This is a genomic window from Wolbachia endosymbiont (group B) of Chorthippus parallelus (assembly GCF_947251815.1).
In the GTDB taxonomy this organism is placed as follows: domain Bacteria; phylum Pseudomonadota; class Alphaproteobacteria; order Rickettsiales; family Anaplasmataceae; genus Wolbachia.
This window is the reverse complement of sequence record NZ_OX366390.1, coordinates 305,445-325,011: the sequence shown is the minus strand read 5'-3', so window position 1 is coordinate 325,011 and position 19,567 is coordinate 305,445. Positions and strand designations below refer to the sequence as shown.

The following is a 19,567-nucleotide window of genomic DNA, read 5'->3' as shown; positions in this document are numbered from 1 at the left end:
ACACACACAACTGTATAAGTGTTGTGGTTTGAGAGCAATTTCCACTGGGAACCCAGTGCTCATCAGACCAGCTTCTCATGTAAAAATGCTGTGTTTTAACATAAGAATAGCTACTTTTTTGCTAATTAACTTAATGTCTAATCAAATTTCCTGGATCCCAGACTGGGATGACAAGAAGAGAAGGGATGCTGGAATGAGAGGTCTATTATGAAACTTTCTTTATACGCCATATTATCAATCTCGTTGCTATTAATTCTCATGCACGTTGCTGCAACTTTTAAGGATTGGAGTGGCTACAGAGAATATATCGTAAAAGAGTTAGAGAAGACGTATGATGCTAAAGTACATGTTGGAGGAAAAATTGAAGTTTCGCTCATTACTCCAAAACTTACTATTCACAATGTATATGTACAATACAACAAAAACAAGGAGCAAAAATTATCAGATTTAATTAGTGCAAAAAAAATTGAAATAAGGCCATCGTTGTTTTCATTTTCATTGCAACCAAAGTCAATCTCATTTTTGGGCATGAAAAGCAACAAAGAAAATTTACTTAATATTATAAATACGAAAGCCAATGATAATATAGTTGATATATTAATAAAGGACAGCCAAATAAGTTTTAACGCCGATACTATTAACATCAAGGAAGTTGCTATAAAAAAAAATAAGCAGTTTTTTGGTGAAGTACAGATTGGTGACAACAATTACGATTTTTCTGGAAAGGTTAATGTCACAAAAAATAATGTACACATTAGTGTTGATTCAAATTTTGCAAATTTGCTATTTAAAGGTAATAGAAATCAACAGGGTAATTTAATACTGACAATCAATAACAGTTCCGGTTCTGTGAGCAATTTAGCAAAAATCATTAATCTTAGCTTCCTTTCTTATGTGATTCCCAGCGAAAATATTGAGATATCATCCAATATCAATCTCAATGAAAGCGAGTTTACGGCAACTGATTTAAAAATTGAGTCCAAAAGCATTCAAGGCACTGGTATAATACAAAATGATAGAAAAAGTGATCATACTAATATCAATATTAGTTTTAGTAAAGTCGACCTAAAAAACGGCTCACACAAAACAACAGATATGAAGGGTCTTTTAGAATCTTTTAGAGAGGTTGTGCCAAAGAACCTGAGCTTGGATTTTAATATGGAAGCTTCAAATATTCAATATCAAAACAGGATATTGGACAAATTTCATGCTACGCTAAAATTTGCTAATGGCGAAATAAACGTTGATACTCTTCTTCAGTTTCCTGGAACCAATAATATATCTCGCTTATCAGGAAAAGTTTCAAACAATGGCAACTTGTCTGAATTTAATGGTGATATATTGATAAAGGGTGAGTCGTTCATTTCACATATTTTACCTTCTATCAAGATGCAAGAAAGAGAGAAAAGTCAATTTACAGCAAGTTCTAAACTATATTTAGCACCTAGAATATTATCTCTTTCAGATATCAGATTGCTAAATAACAAAGAATCTTGGCAAGGATCAATTAAGGTAAATCACACAAAAAAACACAATATGATCGATAGTAAATTTAGCATGCATAACATTAATATAGATAAATATGATTATTCATTATTCAGCAAAGTGCAATGGCTGAAAAATCTTAAATATGATGTAAATATAAGAACTAGTGTTAAAGATTCTATATTCAATGGTACAAAAATTGAAGATTTGGATTTTTCATTAAAAATACAAGAGAACAAGCTAGTTGCAGATAAAATAAAGTTATTCGGAGAAGATTTCGACATTACCGGTAGTGTAAAAATATTAGTGGATCAAAAATACACTAAGCCTTTATTAGACGTAAACCTTACAGGTAATAAATTTAATGGAAATATCTTTAAATTACCAAAACTATTAGAGGTAAAAAGAAACTCAAGAAATGAAATAAATCAAATTCAATGGTCAACAAAGCAGCTTAATTTTTTAGATGAGAAAGGAGATTTTGATGCAAACGTGCAAATCAAAACTACAGAATTTAAAATTGGGCAAAACGTCTTAAAAGATTTTAACTTGGATACAGTGATAAGAAACAACACTATCACTATCAAACAGATAAGTTACATACTAGAACATGGACAAATGTTTTTTCAGGGTTATCTAAAAGCAGGCTCAATTCACACAAAATTTTCTATTGCAAATTTGGACACCAAGGAAGTTATAGGAGTTAATAACATAAATGGCAAGATAAGCTTAAGTGGTGAAATCAAAACTCAAGGAACAAGCTTTGATGATTGGGCTAGTAACTTATCAGGAAATGTAAACTTTCAAGCACAGAAAATAGAATTTACTAATGTGGATTTTAATTCATTCATCACTAAGTTGTTAAGCAGTAAGAATAAACCTGAAATTTCCAAGCTTGCTTATGTTGATATATACAATGGCAGTACGCTTTTTGAAAATATTAGTGGAAAAGTAAGTATTAACAGTGGTGTATGTTCAACTAGTTCACAGTTTAGTATCGATCAAGCATCAGGTTCTATCTCTTCTAATTTAATCTTATCTAATTTCTCCTTAACTTCTATATTCAGACTCTTTTTCATACTACCAAATCATAATAGTCCTCTTTATATCGAGGCACACTTAGATGGCCCTATTTGGCACCCTAAGATGAGTTTTGATGTAGATCAAATCTTTACCACTTTATTAGTTAGCAAGAAAAATAGTTAACTCATTTAGATATAGGATTTAAGGGACCATCTATCTTTAAGTTAGACCTTAGTAAAAGATGTTCTACTCTCACCAATGATAAGACTGATTGATTGTTTGTACATTCTCAATGCTTGCGTCGCTGCAGCTTGTGCTTGGACTCTCTGTCTCTCCAAGCAATAAACGTGTTATCTCCCTATAGTCTTCGCGAACAGATAAATGTAAAACAGTAACACAAGAATTACTTGATGTATTAATATCTGCTCCTTTTTCAAGCAATAATTTTACCATACTTGTGTGGCCTGAACGAACAGCATAGTATAAAGGAGTATAACCGAAACGATTTTTTATATCAATAACTGCTCCTTTTTCAAGCAATAATTTCACTTGCTCTAAGCGATTTCTTTTAGCAGCGTAATGTAAAGGAGTTTCACCATTACGATCTGCTGCATTAATATTTGCTTTGCGTCTCGATGACAATTCTATATGAGGAAGAGTAAATCGAGAATTACTTACTGAATTTCCTTGTTCTTGATACATAAAATACCCCCAGTTTATTACAGCTTAGTATAAATATCTACACTATATAAATATCAATTCAACTTATCACCACCCGGTAATGGTTGCAAGCCAAATGCTTCCCTTTTTTCATTGAGTGTCATGAAGCTTGCGTTTTCTACGTATTTCCACATCTTTTGTCTCTTTTCCATGAGAATTTCTATCGCGTCCTTATCATACGACAAACATAAATCTTTGCCAAACTTGGGCACTAGCCAAGAATTCAGGTGACAAATAATATTTTCTAGCGTTGGTAAGACTGTCTGTTCCCAAAGGGAAAGGCGTGCTTCAACTAAATTACTGTAAGTGTTATCACCTGGTATGCCAAGCAACTGCGGCGGAACGCCAAAAGCTAGCGCAATATCACGAGCTGAGCTATGCTTGGATTCAATAAAATCCATATCCCTCGGTGATAAGCTCATTTCCTTCCACTCTAGTCCCCCTTCAAGTAATATAGGTCTTCCAGCGTTGACAGGACCTGAATAATGATCATTTATCTGTCCTTTTAAGCGTTGGTACTGCTCTTGACTTAAGTTTCCACCACTTCCATCCTTTTCTGATTTTACAACTATTGCACCACTTGGTCTTGCTCCATTTTGCAGCATTGCCTGATTCCAAGCACCAGCCTGATTATGCTGATCTATACTATATGCAGCTGCCTCAATTGGTGAAAGTCCATACCAATCATTCAAAGGGTTAAAGGTTATAATGCACCCCATAAACTAGACCAAAAAAAAATGGTTGATCCGAGTAGGAAGGTAAAGGGGTAAAAGTATGGCAACAAAAAAATATGAACCAGAGTTAAAAGCAAAGATAGCTTTGGAAGCAATAAAAAATCAAAAAAGCACATCTGAGATATGTAGTGAATATAAAATACCATCAACAAATCTATATGATTGGCGTGATAGAGTATTGGCAAGGTTAAAAGACCTATTTGTTGAAGAAAGTGAAAGTGCGAGAAAACAAAGAATCTTAGCGCAAGAAATAGAAAGTTTACATAAAGTAATAGGAGAATTGACAGTGGAAAATAGTTATTTGAAAAAAAAATTACTGAAATAAGCAAAAAAGATAGAGTAAGGTTTATAGAAAAAGATTCTGATCTATCAATTAGGAAACAGGCTGATTTACTGGGGATTTGCAGATCTAGCCTATATTATAGGCATATAATTAATAACGAAAGTGAAATTTGATTCAAGAAGTATATTTGGCTTCTGATTGCCGTTATGGATATCGTAAAATTACTGCTGAAATCATAGCGAGTGGAGTAGTAGTCAATCACAAAAAAATCTTAAGAATTATGAAAAAAATGAAGATTAGTGGGCTGTATTGTAGAAAAAGATGTAATACAAGTATTAAAGAAAAAAAGCATAAAATATATCCTTATTTACTCAAAGATTTGATTATTTGTAGAGTTAATCAGGTATGGGCTACTATATATTATGGTAGAAGGTAAGTTTGTCTATTTTGTGGCAATAATGGACTTGTATAGTCGCTATATTATTGCTCATTCATTATCACCATATCTCGATGCTGGATTTTGCCTTTATACTCTCAAAGAAGCTCTAAAACAAGGTAAACCTGAGATTTTTAATAGTGATCAAGGAGTGCAGTTTACTAGCTACAACTTTATTATGGAATTAGAGCGTGCTAATATTAAAATTAGTATGGATCATAAAGGACGTTGCTTCGACAATATATTTGTTGAGCGTTTATGGAGAACTTTAAAGCAAGAAGCTATATATTATTATAGACCAAATAGTATCAGAGATTTGAATCTTATAATAAACGATTTTGTTGGTTGGTATAACTATAAAAGGCGACATCAGACTCTACATTATAAAGTTCCTGCTGATCTTTATTATCATAAACAGTAAATGAATATATTGATAAATACTTTAAATGTGTGTCGACGTATTTATCAACATATTCATTTTAAAAATCGGATCACTTTGAAAAAAATGGTCTAGACAAATTGGTGCATTATAATCAATATATAAGAATTGCCGTTAACTAACCGATAAGTTACAATCCCCTCAATAAATTCTGATTTTGATGTCATTGGATTAGGAGAATAAAGTAACTTCAGTAACGGATGTGCTTTTAGTTGTGATTTTCCCTGGTCAGTAAGCTGGCAGAGAATAAAAGGTACCGAAGATGCAGCACTTGCGATCATATTAATTGCTCGAAAGGCAATGACATTTTTTATGTAGCCTTCCTCAGCAAAACTTGCATAATCGCGCCTACTCCAACTTGGTTCCATCATTAGTTGCAAAGCAGAGTATTCACTGCTTTTCTTTCTTTGAAAAATGTTAAAATTCATATGTGCCTCCTGAAAATTTTGTTAAAAATTTGAAATTGTAGTTGAATTATATCAATTAGTGTTACAAGAATGATGTCATCCCAGTTCTTGACACTGGGATCCAGTTAAATTTGTGAGTATAAAAGTAATCAACATTTTGATGATTATGAAAAAGCTGGATCCCAGTGTCAAGCACTGGAATAGTACCACAAGAGAAAAGAAATTGAGTATCACAATTAAAGAATACTTATACCTCCTCTGAAGGCATAAGTATCACTTCTACTAAGCAAGCTGAGGCTCTCTTTGAAATTCCTCAACTTTTGGGTTGTTAAGACTTCTACTTACAATACTATTTTGTAACAAGTCTCTTTGTACATATGAAGCAATGGGCTTAACAATAAGTGCAGCAACTACCGCAACCACAGCTGCAGAAATAATCAACGCCATACTTAGATTTGCAATAATAAAACCAGTACAAGCAACAATCGCCAGCCCAGCAATTGGCAGTGAAGCTTTATTTACAAATTTCGCTAACTGCACCTTATTTGCGAAAGTTTCAGGATTTTTCCCATTAATTAATAGATTATGTTCTGCTGCACATTTCCCTGGTTTCTTTCCTTCAATATTTTTACCATTATCTATTGCCCAGATTATAGGGTCTTTACCATCAAGTTTTTTACCTGTTTCTACTGCCCAGATCAATGGATCTTTAATTTGAGAATTGAAAAATGCTGGTAAATTAACAGTAAGGCTCTGAAAATTATTCTCAATCGCTGATGTAACATGTAGTACTTCTGAATATTCTCTCATAGTCTGAATTTGACTCTTTAACCTCTGCTTAAAGTAACTACCTAAACTATTACCCTTATCAGATACAAACCCCTTAGACTCAGCTGAGTAACTAAACACTTCTTTACAAAAAACAGCCGGCATGTTACGAGAAACATATCTAAGAGTAAATTTCATTTCAGGATTTAGAAGTTGATTTAAACTACTAACTTTTTTATCTATTAACCCTTCAATCAGTTGTTCATTTTCAGATATAGTCCTAACATATGCGCTTAACTCAAGTGCTAACCTTTCATAATCCACTTCAATTCCATACAAGGTTTTAAAGTCATACAAGAAGATTTGACTCCAATTGTTAACACAAGAGTAAAGTGACCTACCATGATCAATTTTTGCCCAGAGTTTTTCTTTTACTTTTTCACCGTTTGCATTTTCATATTCCTTCTCTATTACACCAAAATTTTCTGGGGTCACAATATCAGCCTCTCCAAGTAATATTTGAGCAGCCAGTATTTTCTCAAAACCTTCTGCATCTTGGTAATTTTTTCTTTTTTCCTGAAGATCCATTAATGTTGTAAATTTGTCCAAAAACTTTGATCTCAGATGAAGCTTATCCTGATTTTTCTCTTGCTCAATGCGCTCTTTAAATTGATCTTTGAAAATGTGTTTTCCTTTCACATATCCTTCACGTTCCTTTCCATCTCGTTCTAAGTCGTATTTCCCTGGCTTATAGCCTTTTCCTTTTTGTGTGTCGGACTTTATAAATCTTTCTCTTGGCAAATCGTTATTTGTTACCAATTCAACAATTGGAGCTCTGTCATATAAAAACAGCTTATATAAATCACCAGCAACATATTCCCTGATAAAATCAGCAATATTAAGGTCATCATAACATATATCGCTTTCTACTTGCTGCCATAATAAATCAAGATTATTATTTATCACAAAATTTGGCAAATAAGGATTTTGCAATTTTGTAGCTTTTCTTGATCCTTTGTAAAAAGATTCTTTGAATTGTGCTAACTTAGACTGTTTTTCCTCTTTTGTCAGAGTATGGTTTAGAACAGACTTAACCATGAAAGCTGCCTTGTCACCTTCATTGTCGCTATACTCGTGCTCTGCTTGAAACCCTGAGCTGCAGCCCGCTTCTTTCTCTCCTACTTTCTTGAACTCGCTTATAGGCTGCAGTGTTCTATCATGAAAATGTTTTTCCAGGACTTCTGCATTCTCCTCTTTATTTTTCTTAGATTGTTCTTTTACTGCTTCTAAATCTTCGTTTTTTTTTTCAATTGAGTCTTTTACAAATTTATCCCATTGTTCTGAATTAAATTTACCTAATTCATTTTGAGTTTCTTGTGTTGTACCTAGCATAAAATTCTCCTATAAAATTAACTAAAATATTTTAATTTAACATGAATGTTAAGTATTTATTAATAATATTAGTATATCTAGCAACATATGTCAAATTCTTTATCATCAGGCAATGGCTCCTCTTTTTTCGTTACAAAGCCTTATATGAAAAGCTTTAAAAGCTCACTAACAACCTAAACTTGCTTGAAAATCAGGTTACTTATTGAGTAGTATGAAGCTTAATGAAAGAAATTGAACATGACGGAATGGCTAATATCTAACCAACTTGTTGATTATAACCATGCTATAAAATTAATGGAAGCAAAAATTCAACAAATTTACAATAATTTATCTGATGAGCTAGTATGGCTGCTCCAGCACCCTCCACTTTATACTGCAGGAATCGGTGCAACAGATGATGACATTATTGAAAAATTATTTCCTATATATAAAACAGGTAGGGGTGGTAAATATACATATCACGGACCAGGGCAGCGCATTATATATTTAATGCTAAATCTTAAAAAAAGAAACAAATGTGACATAAAACTATATATCAGAGACCTAAGTAATTGGATCATAAATGTCTTAAAGCACTTTAATATATTCGGAGAATTCAAAGAAGATAGAATAGGCATTTGGGTGAACAACAACGGAGTAGAAGAAAAAATAGCAGCTTTTGGCATTCGCTTGAGAAAATGGGTAACTTATCATGGCATAGCACTTAATGTCTCTCCAAACCTTTCCCACTATAAGGGTATTATTCCTTGTGGACTAAAAGATTACGGCGTTACATCAATGGAAAAACTAGGAGTAAAAGTTTCTCTTTGCGAATTAGATGATATATTAAAGCAAGAGTTTCATAAGATATTTTAATGATCATTTACCTTTTATATTTTATTTTCACTTTATGTGCTAACACACAACTGTACGAACGTTGTAGTTTGGGAGCAATTCCCACCAGTGGGGTGTCATCCCAGTGCCCAGACACTGGGATCCAGCTTCTATGCAACTTAATTAAAAACGTTTGTTTTAGCGTAAGACAACTACCTTTAGCTCATCAGCTCAGTTATAAGCAAAATTTCTGGATTCCAGTGTCAAGCACTGGAATGACACCATTTGCTGTCTTCAAAAATGAATGTTCGTACAGCTATGGTGCTAACACAGATATTCATGCAATGGACCAAGTTGATATTATCGCTCCTTCTTCGAAGGGAAAAGAATCGGATCTGCCCACTATAAAAGAATCCGTAAAAACTTTAGGTTTTAGTCCTCATATTTCGGAGAAAATATACAGTAATGACAATCCATTTTATTCCAACTCTGATGAGTTTAGAGCGAATGATTTGGTTAATGCTCTCACTGATGATAGCAAAATAATTTGGTGTATCAGAGGAGGAGAAGGGGCTTCTCGGCTAATTCCTTACCTAGAAAAGCTGCCCAATGATAAAAAAGAAAGAATTGCTCAAAACAAAAAAATTCTTATAGGCTATAGTGATATCACTGCTTTACATATTTATCTGCAAGTTAAATATGACTGGCAAACTCTTCACGGTACCATGTTGGAAATGATAGTAAATAACTCTGTTGCTGAAAGCTCTGTTGAAAAATTAAAAGAATTAATTCTTAACCAACGCAACTCTATCAGATTTGACAACTTAAAGATGATAAATAATGGAGTTAGACTAAAAAATGGCAGATTAGAGTCTAAAATCATCGGTGGTAATATGACTTTGGTTGAAAATAGCATAGGAACTGCTTGGCAAATAAACGCAAAAAACAAAATTCTATTTTTAGAAGACATAAGAGTTTATCCATATTCAATTGAGCGCAGTCTAGATCACCTAAAACAAGCTCATATTTTTGATGGAGTAGATGCAGTAATATTCGGTGACTTTGTTAACTGTTATAATGATAATCTTGTCGAAATTGTAAAAGAAAGGTTTGCAAAAAGTGTCAACTTTCCAGTATTTACAATGAAAGGAGTAGGCCATGGACATATAAATGACCCTTTACCCTTCAACACTCACGCTACCATTAGCGTTCAAAACGAGAAGGAGTTTATGGATGTGCAACAGTTATACAAGTAGCTTTATCTAACACTCCTTTCATTCCAGCACCTTCGTTGTCATCCTAGTAGCCCTCTTTCTTGTCATTCGAGTAGCCTCTTTGGTGTCATCCGAGTAGCTTGACACTGGAATCCAACTAAGTTGGTAAACACGAAAGCGCTTTTTTTTGACGGAATTGCACAAAAAAAACTGGATGCCAGTGTCAGCTACTTGCATGACATCATCTTTTTTATCAGATGCATATGAAACCAGTGCTTTCTTGTCATCCCAGTACTCCTTATTCTTGTCATTCGAGTAACCCCTTCAGTGTCATCCAAGTAGCTGACACTGGGATCCAGAACAGGTAATAAGAAGCACTGAAATGACATCTCTATAGGACTCCTAACTAATCCAGAATATTAAAAAATTCACCAAGCGAAAAAAAGGCAAAAGAATCCCCCAGTAGTGAGTTTTATAATGTAAATCGGCATTGTAATAATGTGCTAACGCTTATTTAAAGCGCGTTTTGGCTGAATGTAGAAAAAATAAAAAAGACATGCAGCCGCTATAATTTTATGTAATCTGCCAATATATACCTGAGTTTTTTACTGAATTTTTGTTGTTAAATCTGCAGAGATTAAAAACAAGGATAAATACTCTTATTGTCATGATAAGAAGACTGATGAGGTTTGTCAAGTTGACTCTATTGCATATCCTTATAAGTAAATTAATGTTATCCTTAACTATTGCTAATCTAAAATTTTTTATGTTCATACACTTACGTGTTCATAGCGTTTATTCTCTGCTTGAGAGTTCGGTTAAAATTGAGGAGCTGATTGGTCTTTGTTTGCAGAACAAAATGCCGGCAGTTGCAGTTACTGATTCAGGCAACTTATTTGGCTCACTTGAATTTGCAGAATATGCAGCTAATAGGGGAATACAGCTAATAATAGGATGCAATATTATCGTTCGACACTTAGAACAAAATTTATCAATACTGCTACTTGCAAAAAATGAACAAGGGTACACTAATTTAGTCACCTTGGTGAGTGAGTCTTTTAAAAAGCGCAAAAATAGCAGCGATATTCCCTACGTTGATTTTGATGAGCTATTAAGTTTTAATACAGGTCTAATCGCCTTAACTGGTGGATGTTTGGCTCAACTGTTATTGGAGCAAGACAAAGAAACGGTTGAAAAACTGCTTTCAGCATTCGATGGTCATTTATATGTTGAATTGCAGCGTCATGGGCTGAATAAAGAGCTAGAGCTTGAAGAAGCTTTAATAGATTTTGCTTATCAGCGCAATATACCACTAGTGGCAACGAATGATGTGTTTTTTTCAAATAGATCTGATTATGAAGCTTATGATATATTAACGTGCATATCGGAGGGCAGTTATGCCCTGGAGAATAACAGAAAGAAGTTAACTACCGAGCATTACTTCAAATCTGTGGAAGAAATGGAGGAACTGTTCAGCGACATTCCCGAAGCAATTTATAACACTTTAGTGATAGCTAAGCGGTGCTCTTACATGCCAAGAAGCAGGCAGCCTATCTTGCCTAAATTTCCTTGTCGAGAAAATAAAACTGAGAATGAAGAACTGAGGGAGCAGGCAGTTGCAGGATTAGAATTCCGCATTGCAAATGAAACAGACATAAACCTTAAACAATACTACGATCGGCTGAATTACGAACTAAGCGTAATAACTTCGATGAACTACGCTGGCTACTTTTTGATAGTTTCTGATTTTATTCGTTGGAGCAAAGCAAATAGCATTCCAGTTGGACCAGGAAGAGGTTCTGGTGCTGGATCAATTGTTGCTTGGAGCTTGCAGATTACAGATCTTGATCCAATAAAATTTGGTCTGATCTTTGAAAGATTTTTAAACCCTGATCGTATATCAATGCCTGACTTTGATATCGATTTCTGCCAAGAGAAAAGGGACCTGGTTATTGATTATGTTCAGAAAAAGTACGGTTATGTTGCTCAAATAATCACTTTTGGAAAATTGCAAGCAAGGGCAGTATTGCGTGATGTTGGTAGAGTATTGCAAATGCCTTACTCTCAAGTGGATAAAATATCTAAAATGGTTCCATTTAATCCAGTAAATCCTGTAACTTTATCGCAAGCGATAGAGCTTGATCAAAACCTGCAGAAAGAACGAGATAGTGATGAGGTAATTGCAAAGCTTCTTGATATATCACTAAAGCTCGAAGGAATATATCGTCACGTTTCAACTCATGCTGCTGGAATTGTAATATGCGATCAAAAATTAGAAAATTTTGTTCCCGTCTATTATGATCCAAATTCGGCTCTGCCAATCACTCAATACAGCATGAAATATGTAGAGAAAGCTGGGTTAATAAAATTTGATTTTCTTGGACTTGGTACGCTAACACTAATAGATCATGTATGTCGTTTAATTAATCGTGATGAAAAAAAATTTGATATTTCCTCGGTTTCTTTGATTGATCAAAGAACCTATGAAATGCTCTCAAGAGGTGATTCAATCGGAGTGTTTCAGCTTGAAAGTTCGGGAATGAGAGAAGCTTTAATCAAACTAAAGCCAGACTGCATTGAAGATATCATCGCTTTAATTTCTCTTTATCGCCCAGGGCCTATGGATAACATTCCAACTTATGTTGCAAGAAAGCATGGACTTGAAAAGCCAGATTACATTCATCCATTGCTTGAGAAGGTGTTAAAAGAAACATTCGGAGTAATAATCTACCAAGAACAGGTAATGGAAATAGCGCGTATTCTCTCTGGATATAGCTTAGCAGAGGCGGATTTACTCAGACGTGCCATGGGTAAGAAAATTAAGGAAGAGATGGATAAACAACGTGAACTTTTCGTTCAAGGAGCAACAAAAAACGGTGTTGATTACGACAGGGCAAGTTATATTTTTGATCTTGTTGCAAAATTTGCTGGTTATGGATTTAATAAATCCCACGCTGCAGCATATGCGATTATATCTTACCAAACAGCTTACCTTAAGGCTAACTACCCGCTAGAATTTTTTACGGCCTTGATGAATCTCAATATTGATGATAGAGACAAACTGAATTTGTTTTATCATGCTGCAAAATTCAGTGGAGTTGCTGTTCTTTCGCCTGATATCAGCAAATCTAAGGCTGAATTTTCAATAGAGGGTGAGCACATACGCTACGGAATTGCTGCTTTGCGTAATGTTGGTTTTGCTATAGCAGAAGGAATAGTAAATGCACGCTCAAGTTCTTATAAGGACATATGGGAATTCATTCAAAATTTGGGGCATATAATAAATAAAAGGGCATTAGAAAGTTTAATTAAATCTGGAACATTCGATAGTGTGCACCAAAATAGAAAGCAGTTATACGAGTCAATAGACACATTGATTTACTTTGCAAATAAAAATAGGCAGTCAAATCAAGCTGTTTTATTTGGCAATCTTGATGTCCTCAAGCCAAAACTCGAGGATGTGGAAGATTTTAATGAAGAGGAAAAATTAGAGCATGAGTTGTTTTCACTAGGGTTTTATTTAACTAATCACCCGCTTAAAAAATTTAAAACTCTTTTGAAAAAATTAAATATTGGGTTTATCGGAGAGAGTAAGACGATAAAAACTGCTGGTGTAATATTAAATGTGCGTATGAGAACCTCAGAACGTGGAAGATTTGTTATCCTAACACTTTCTGATCCCCACAATGTTTCTGAAATAGCATTCTACAATAATGAAATAATAGAAGAAAAAAGGAATCTATTTTCACCTGGAGCATTTGTGATAATTGATCTTGAAATTTCAGAAAACACAACGAGACTATCAGGAAAGGACATATCTGAATTTACAGAAAAGGTTACTTCTCTAATGAAAGGATTAGTTTTAACTGCTGTATGTGCAGACTCGCAAAAAGTTGCTGAGGAGTTGAATTCAGTGTTGAAAAATGGAGGCAAAACCAAAATAATGCTAAAGTTTCTTCTCGAAAAACATAAAGTCAGCATCTTGTTGCCAGGTGCATATTCAATCACCCCCCAAGCTATTTATGAAATATCTCACTTAAGTTGGATTGAAGGCGTAGAAATTAATACAAATAACTTGCTTATATAAAAAAGTTTTATATAATAAAGTGTTTAATTGATATTAAAGGAAGATATAGTGAATCTCTATGAATTTACTTTTATAGCACAACCGAACTTATTGCAGCAAGAAGTAGAAGAAATGGTCCAAGAATTGGCTATTTTGTTGAAAAATATTAAAGCAGATGTTATTTCTCAGGAGGTTAAAGGTCTCATAGAAAGAGAACATAGCACAGTTACAAAACAAGAGCTAGAGGCAAGTACTGAAAGCATTAAAAAAAGTCTGATTGTTTACTCTGATTTTTTGGAAACTCTGACAAAAATTTTATGGGTTGAATTGGAAGAAGATTTTTCAAATTTAAAAGAAATAAAGTCAAGAATCGATAAAGAATTGAAAAATGAACTAAGTGATACGGGAATAAAACAAAATTTTATGGACCTTCCAGGAGCTAACACTAAAAGTGCATTTATCTATAATGTAGTAAATGCTTTTAAGGAAAATATTTCACAACATCTAATAAAATCCCTTCAAGAGGTTTTAAAAAGTTTTAAAATAGTAGACTCAAATCAATTGAGTAAAACGCTGGAAGTGCTTTTGAAAAATATTGAAGCTTCAGGATTGATAAAATATGAATATTGGGGTCTATTGGATTTTGCATACCCAATAAATAAGATGAAAAGTGGTCATTACTGTATGATGTGTATAAGTTTTACTTCAAGCATTATGGATGAATTTGAGCGTAGAGTAAAACTGAATGAGAATATTATTCGCCACTTGTCTGTACGGGTTAATGAGTTTTTTAAAGGTAAATCTTACATGATGGATAAACAAATTGAGGAGAAAAGTGCATAATGATGAAAAGACGAAATAGTTTTAATAATTCTTACGTGTCTGTAAATAACAGAACTGGCTTTAGGCGTCCTAAGGTCTGTCCTCTTGCTGCATCTAAAGATGAGGACATAGACTATAAGAATATAGATTTATTGTCCAAATTCACCTCTGACTATGGTAGAATATTACCTAGAAGGTTAACAGGTGTGTGCGCAAGAAAACAAAGAAAGTTGCGCTTAGCAATTATAAGAGCACGCTTTTTAGCTCTTGCTCCTTACTGTACTAAAAAAATTAGGTAATTTATGTTAATAATCTTAAAGGAAAATATAACAACTTTAGGTAAGATTGGTGAAGTTGTCAAAGTTAAACCAGGTTATGCACGTAATTTTCTTTTTCCACAAAAAAAGGCGATGAAAGCTACTAAGGAAAATTTAATAAAGCTAGAGGAACAGCGTTTGTTATTGGAAGAAGAAAATATCAAGAAATTAAATTCAGCAAAAGTGCTTGCATCATCATTGCATGATAAGTTTGTTATATTAATAAAGCAGGCTTCAGAGGATGGAAAGATTTTTGGTTCTGTAACAATACGTGAAGTTGCAAAAACTTTATTACAAGAAGGATATGAGATAAGTCATCATAGTTTATCTTTTGGTGGAATAAGTATCAAAAATTTGGGCGAGTATCAAGTGAATATAGAATTACATAGTAAAGTGATAGTGCCAATTACTATATACGTTGTCAGATCTGAGAAAGATGCACATGAATTGAGGCAAGTAAAGTTGCAAAATCAGAAATCTGAGCAACAAGAAGATACAAATAACGAATAGCAGTGAATAAAATATTTCAACTACTCCTGTCATTCCAGTGCACTTTTTTTCTGTTGTCCCAGTGTTACACACTGGGATCTAGCATGTTCAAAGATAAGACAGGGATCATCTAATGATCCCACGCTATAGCCGCAAAGAAATCTCTTCCATTTGGGAAGAAAAAAATAAGTTCAACATATGGCTCAAAATAGAAAAATTAGCATGTGAAGCTCAAGCAAAATTAAAAGTTATTCCAAATGATGTTGCTGAAAAGCTCTCTGGTGCTATTGAATTTGATATTGAGCGTATTAACGAAATTGAATCCATTGTAAAACATGATGTTATAGCTTTTTTGACATATATTGCTGAAAAAGCGGGAGTTGATGTTCGTTATCTCCATTACGGAATGACAAGTTCTGATGTTTTAGATACATGCCTTGCAGTGCAGTTGAAAGAGTCATGTGATATTTTACTCAAGAATCTAAAAAATTTACTTATAGTATTGAAAAAAAAAGCTGAGGACTATAAAGATATTGTTTGTGTTGGGCGCAGTCATGGAATGCATGCAGAACCAATAACTCTTGGGTTAAAATTTGCTAGATTTTATGCTGAATTTAAACGCAATTATCAGAGATTAATTAGCGCGCAAAAAGAGATCTCAATTTGTAAAATATCAGGTGCAGTAGGTAATTTTGCAAATATTAATCCATTTGTTGAAGAGTATGTAGCGAAAGAAATGGGACTCATACCTGAAACCATATCGTCTCAAGTCATCCCTCGTGATAGACATGCCATGTTCTTTTCAATTTTGGGAGTAATTGCAAGCTCAATAGAAAATATTGCAATTGAGATTCGTCATTTGCAAAGAACTGAAGTCGGCGAAATCTCTGAATATTTTTCCACTGGGCAGAAGGGAAGTTCTGCTATGCCGCATAAGTGTAATCCTATTTTAAGTGAGAATTTGACTGGGCTCTCACGCTTAATACGCAGCTATGTTTTTCCTGCATTAGAAAATGTTGCACTATGGCACGAACGAGATATATCGCACTCGTCTGTGGAAAGGTGCATTGCTCCTGATGCTTGTATAGCAATGGATTTTGCTTTAGTACGATTAACAGATTTGATAGATAAATTGGTGATCAATAAGGAAAATATTGAAAAGAACTTACATTCTTCAAAAGGCTTGGTTTTTTCACAACGTGTATTGCTTGAGTTGGTAAGTAGTGGTTTAACTAGGGAAGAGGCATATAAAATTGTTCAGAATAATGCAATGAAAGTAAAGCAAGATAACAGTGATTTTCTGTTCGAATTGAAACAAGATAAATCCTTGCATGGAATTATTGACTCTGAAAAACTTGAGTCTTTGTTTGATTTGAAGTATTATATGAAACATATAGATTACATATATAGCAAGGTTTTTAATTAGGCTGAGTAGCTCAGTGGTAGAGCAGGAGGATCATAATCTCTTGGTCGGGGGTTCAAATCCCTCCTCAGCCACTCAAGCTAAACTATGGTTTGGCAAGAGCAGCGCATTTGACAAAATAACGTGATTCATTGTCCAATTAACTGAAGTTTTTTTTCAGTTGTTCATATAGTATATGGAATAATATAATGCACCCATTTGTCTAGACCATTTTTTTCAAAGTGATCCGATTTTTAAAATGAATATGTTGATAAATACGTCGACACACATTTAAAGTATTTATCAATATATTCATTTACTGTTTATGATAATAAAGATCAGCAGGAACTTTATAATGTAGAGTCTGATGTCGCCTTTTATAGTTATACCAACCAACAAAATCGTTTATTATAAGATTCAAATCTCTGATACTATTTGGTCTATAATAATATATAGCTTCTTGCTTTAAAGTTCTCCATAAACGCTCAACAAATATATTGTCGAAGCAACGTCCTTTATGATCCATACTAATTTTAATATTAGCACGCTCTAATTCCATAATAAAGTTGTAGCTAGTAAACTGCACTCCTTGATCACTATTAAAAATCTCAGGTTTACCTTGTTTTAGAGCTTCTTTGAGAGTATAAAGGCAAAATCCAGCATCGAGATATGGTGATAATGAATGAGCAATAATATAGCGACTATACAAGTCCATTATTGCCACAAAATAGACAAACTTACCTTCTACCATAATATATAGTAGCCCATACCTGATTAACTCTACAAATAATCAAATCTTTGAGTAAATAAGGATATATTTTATGCTTTTTTTCTTTAATACTTGTATTACATCTTTTTCTACAATACAGCCCACTAATCTTCATTTTTTTCATAATTCTTAAGATTTTTTTGTGATTGACTACTACTCCACTCGCTATGATTTCAGCAGTAATTTTACGATATCCATAACGGCAATCAGAAGCCAAATATACTTCTTGAATCAAATTTCACTTTCGTTATTAATTATATGCCTATAATATAGGCTAGATCTGCAAATCCCCAGTAAATCAGCCTGTTTCCTAATTGATAGATCAGAATCTTTTTCTATAAACCTTACTCTATCTTTTTTGCTTATTTCAGTAATTTTTTTTTCAAATAACTATTTTCCACTGTCAATTCTCCTATTACTTTATGTAAACTTTCTATTTCTTGCGCTAAGATTCTTTGTTTTCTCGCACTTTCACTTTCTTCAACAAATAGGTCTTTTAACCTTGCCAATACTCTATCACGCCAATCATATAGATTTGTTGATGGTATTTTATATTCACTACATATCTCAGATGTGCTTTTTTGATTTTTTATTGCTTCCAAAGCTATCTTTGCTTTTAACTCTGGTTCATATTTTTTTGTTGCCATACTTTTACCCCTTTACCTTCCTACTCGGATCAACCATTTTTTTTTGGTCTAGTTTATGGGGTGCATTATAACCAGCTAGGTCAAGAAAGGTGAATCTATCTCTTGTTGCAAATGTAAGATTGACTACCTTGCAATATTGCTCTTTGTTCCAATTAAGATGCTCCGGTAAGTACGGAATTGATAGATCTTCAAATACTTTCTGCAGGTGTTTTGCAGATAGTAAATTTTGCTTAATTAAACTAGAAATATTACTCCATTCTTTGCAAATAATCTCTTGAATTTTTTGCTGCATAATTTGCTTCTGCTTTAGAATTTTTATAAATTCGGTATTACCAAAGCACTGAGTTATATGTTTTACATCTAAAGTGATCGGTTTGGTAATCGGGTTTTGTATTGACAATATCTCCTCTTGCAAGTTAGCCATAGTAATCGTTGTCACAGCAATTTTTTCCCCATGTAACGAGGAGGAATAATCCTGTGTTACCATCTCCATTGCATGAGCTATCATATGTTCTCCTTGGCTTGCAGAGTAGCTGCCTTTTGACATCACCATTCCAAGTCCTGAAATCAATAAGGCTTCCATAAGTAATAAAACTACTCTTTTATCTTTTTTAGCAAGTGCCAAGTGTTCTCTGAGCAAAATTTTCTCCAGATTGCGAACAAGTTTAAAGGGGAGTTCATTATATTCTGTGCCAAGTAATAGATTAGATAATAGCCAATCGGCTTGTACTGTTGAACGGCAGATGAAATCTGCAAATCCACTTAATGTGAGGCGTAGTGGTGCGTTGGCAATTATATCGGTATCAATGTATATTGCCTTTGGAAGATGTGCTCCGAACGATTTTTTATATCCATCAACTAATATTGAAGCGTTTGCAGAGCTATATCCATTCATGGAAGCAGCTGTTGGAAAGGATATGTAGTCTTTGCCTTCTAAATAGCTTGCGTACTTACAGATATCATTAACAGTGCCACTGCCAAATGCAACCATTAAGTCACTATCTTTTGCTTTATTTCTAACTAGGTTTACAGCTTGGAGAGAAGCAGCTCTGTTCAGTCTATTTGGTGTCATCCAAGTAGCGTGACACTGCGATCCATCATAGTTACGCACTGGAATGACAGGTGTGGCTGGAATAATTAAATGAGAAACTTTATTAAGTATGTTTTTGTTTAAAAGTTTTGCTGTATTTTCATCTGCAATCAGAAAAATGTCATTTCCGTATTGTCTACATATTTCATAGATATTATCAGCAAGTACTGTTACTTCCCTTATAAGAACTTGTTCTGTGTGCTGTAATATTTGTTTTAAATATCGCATAGAATGTTTACAATACGGTAATG

General features: G+C 33.8%; 11 protein-coding genes, 1 tRNA gene and 4 pseudogenes. 10 read left to right on the top strand and 6 right to left on the bottom strand.

From position 1 onward, the window contains the following. The first annotated feature begins 207 nt into the window (after window positions 1–207). Complete coding sequence (locus OPS21_RS01515; protein ID WP_264336251.1) at window positions 208–2,691, top strand: AsmA-like C-terminal region-containing protein; 2,484 nt, start codon at window positions 208–210, stop codon at window positions 2,689–2,691. Window positions 2,692–2,760: 69 nt separating this feature from the next. Here the strand turns inward: OPS21_RS01515 and OPS21_RS01510 are convergent, their stop codons facing one another. Next, the gene (locus OPS21_RS01510; RefSeq protein ID WP_264336252.1) at window positions 2,761–3,210 is read right to left on the bottom strand and encodes an ankyrin repeat domain-containing protein; all 450 of its coding nucleotides are present in this window, start codon (window positions 3,208–3,210) and stop codon (window positions 2,761–2,763) included. Window positions 3,211–3,263: 53 nt separating this feature from the next. Continuing rightward, a pseudogene (locus tag OPS21_RS01505) lies at window positions 3,264–3,932 on the bottom strand (phage portal protein); the annotation flags it as partial. A gap of 70 nt (window positions 3,933–4,002) precedes the next feature. On the opposite strand from OPS21_RS01505, the pseudogene OPS21_RS01500 reads away from it, so the two are divergent. Next, a pseudogene (locus tag OPS21_RS01500) lies at window positions 4,003–5,102 on the top strand (IS3 family transposase). A gap of 107 nt (window positions 5,103–5,209) precedes the next feature. On the opposite strand, the pseudogene OPS21_RS01495 reads toward OPS21_RS01500, so the two are convergent. Together OPS21_RS01495 and OPS21_RS01490 are read right to left on the bottom strand one after the other, a co-directional pair. Further along, window positions 5,210–5,548 (bottom strand): annotated as a pseudogene (locus tag OPS21_RS01495) (phage portal protein); the annotation flags it as partial. 261 nt (window positions 5,549–5,809) lie between these two features. After that, window positions 5,810–7,687: a hypothetical protein gene (locus OPS21_RS01490; RefSeq protein WP_264336253.1), complete on the bottom strand. Its 1,878-nt coding sequence runs from the start codon at window positions 7,685–7,687 to the stop codon at window positions 5,810–5,812. A gap of 237 nt (window positions 7,688–7,924) precedes the next feature. Between OPS21_RS01490 and lipB the strand changes: the two genes are divergently transcribed. The 8 genes from lipB to OPS21_RS01450 all read left to right on the top strand — a co-directional run bounded on the left by lipB (window position 7,925) and on the right by OPS21_RS01450 (window position 16,905). After that, the gene (lipB, locus tag OPS21_RS01485) at window positions 7,925–8,542 is read left to right on the top strand and encodes a lipoyl(octanoyl) transferase LipB (protein WP_264336254.1); all 618 of its coding nucleotides are present in this window, start codon (window positions 7,925–7,927) and stop codon (window positions 8,540–8,542) included. A 302-nt stretch (window positions 8,543–8,844) separates the two neighbouring features. Continuing rightward, window positions 8,845–9,756: an LD-carboxypeptidase gene (locus tag OPS21_RS01480; protein WP_264336780.1), complete on the top strand. Its 912-nt coding sequence runs from the start codon at window positions 8,845–8,847 to the stop codon at window positions 9,754–9,756. 724 nt (window positions 9,757–10,480) lie between these two features. Then, window positions 10,481–13,801 carry a DNA polymerase III subunit alpha gene (dnaE, locus tag OPS21_RS01475; RefSeq protein ID WP_264336255.1) on the top strand — a complete coding sequence of 1,107 codons (3,321 nt, stop codon included), beginning with the start codon at window positions 10,481–10,483 and terminating at the stop codon, window positions 13,799–13,801. Between the two features lie 48 nt (window positions 13,802–13,849). Continuing rightward, window positions 13,850–14,623, top strand: coding sequence for a 30S ribosomal protein S6 (gene rpsF, locus OPS21_RS01470; RefSeq protein ID WP_143689812.1), 774 nt, complete (start codon window positions 13,850–13,852; stop codon window positions 14,621–14,623). Continuing rightward, complete coding sequence (gene rpsR / locus OPS21_RS01465; RefSeq protein WP_063630712.1) at window positions 14,623–14,901, top strand: 30S ribosomal protein S18; 279 nt, start codon at window positions 14,623–14,625, stop codon at window positions 14,899–14,901. Before rpsF ends, rpsR begins: the two co-directional genes overlap by 1 nt. Window positions 14,902–14,904: 3 nt before the next feature. Further along, window positions 14,905–15,429 (top strand): 50S ribosomal protein L9, encoded by a 525-nt coding sequence (gene rplI, locus OPS21_RS01460; protein WP_063630713.1) that lies wholly within the window; start codon window positions 14,905–14,907, stop codon window positions 15,427–15,429. Window positions 15,430–15,541: 112 nt separating this feature from the next. Next, the gene (purB, locus tag OPS21_RS01455; protein ID WP_264336256.1) at window positions 15,542–16,834 is read left to right on the top strand and encodes an adenylosuccinate lyase; all 1,293 of its coding nucleotides are present in this window, start codon (window positions 15,542–15,544) and stop codon (window positions 16,832–16,834) included. Continuing rightward, window positions 16,834–16,905 (top strand) — tRNA-Met (locus OPS21_RS01450). The genes purB and OPS21_RS01450 overlap by 1 nt, the downstream gene beginning before the upstream one ends. A 221-nt stretch (window positions 16,906–17,126) precedes the next feature. Here the strand turns inward: OPS21_RS01450 and OPS21_RS01445 are convergent. Both OPS21_RS01445 and OPS21_RS01440 read right to left on the bottom strand, forming a co-directional pair. Beyond that, a pseudogene (locus OPS21_RS01445) lies at window positions 17,127–18,226 on the bottom strand (IS3 family transposase). Window positions 18,227–18,230: 4 nt separating this feature from the next. After that, on the bottom strand, window positions 18,231–19,544 hold the full coding sequence (locus tag OPS21_RS01440; protein WP_265027675.1) for an iron-containing alcohol dehydrogenase: 1,314 nt from the start codon (window positions 19,542–19,544) through the stop codon (window positions 18,231–18,233). Window positions 19,545–19,567 lie beyond the last annotated feature (23 nt).

What these genes read in the sequence shown, in the direction of transcription:
- OPS21_RS01515 (WP_264336251.1), top strand. Translation starts at nt 208, where the DNA reads ATGAAACTTTCTTTATACGCCATATTATCAATCTCGTTGCTATTAATT.
- OPS21_RS01510 (WP_264336252.1), bottom strand. Translation starts at nt 3,210, where the DNA reads ATGTATCAAGAACAAGGAAATTCAGTAAGTAATTCTCGATTTACTCTT.
- OPS21_RS01490 (WP_264336253.1), bottom strand. Translation starts at nt 7,687, where the DNA reads ATGCTAGGTACAACACAAGAAACTCAAAATGAATTAGGTAAATTTAAT.
- lipB (WP_264336254.1), top strand. Translation starts at nt 7,925, where the DNA reads ATGACGGAATGGCTAATATCTAACCAACTTGTTGATTATAACCATGCT.
- OPS21_RS01480 (WP_264336780.1), top strand. Translation starts at nt 8,845, where the DNA reads ATGGACCAAGTTGATATTATCGCTCCTTCTTCGAAGGGAAAAGAATCG.
- dnaE (WP_264336255.1), top strand. Translation starts at nt 10,481, where the DNA reads ATGTTCATACACTTACGTGTTCATAGCGTTTATTCTCTGCTTGAGAGT.
- rpsR (WP_063630712.1), top strand. Translation starts at nt 14,623, where the DNA reads ATGATGAAAAGACGAAATAGTTTTAATAATTCTTACGTGTCTGTAAAT.
- rplI (WP_063630713.1), top strand. Translation starts at nt 14,905, where the DNA reads ATGTTAATAATCTTAAAGGAAAATATAACAACTTTAGGTAAGATTGGT.
- purB (WP_264336256.1), top strand. Translation starts at nt 15,542, where the DNA reads ATGATCCCACGCTATAGCCGCAAAGAAATCTCTTCCATTTGGGAAGAA.
- OPS21_RS01440 (WP_265027675.1), bottom strand. Translation starts at nt 19,544, where the DNA reads ATGCGATATTTAAAACAAATATTACAGCACACAGAACAAGTTCTTATA.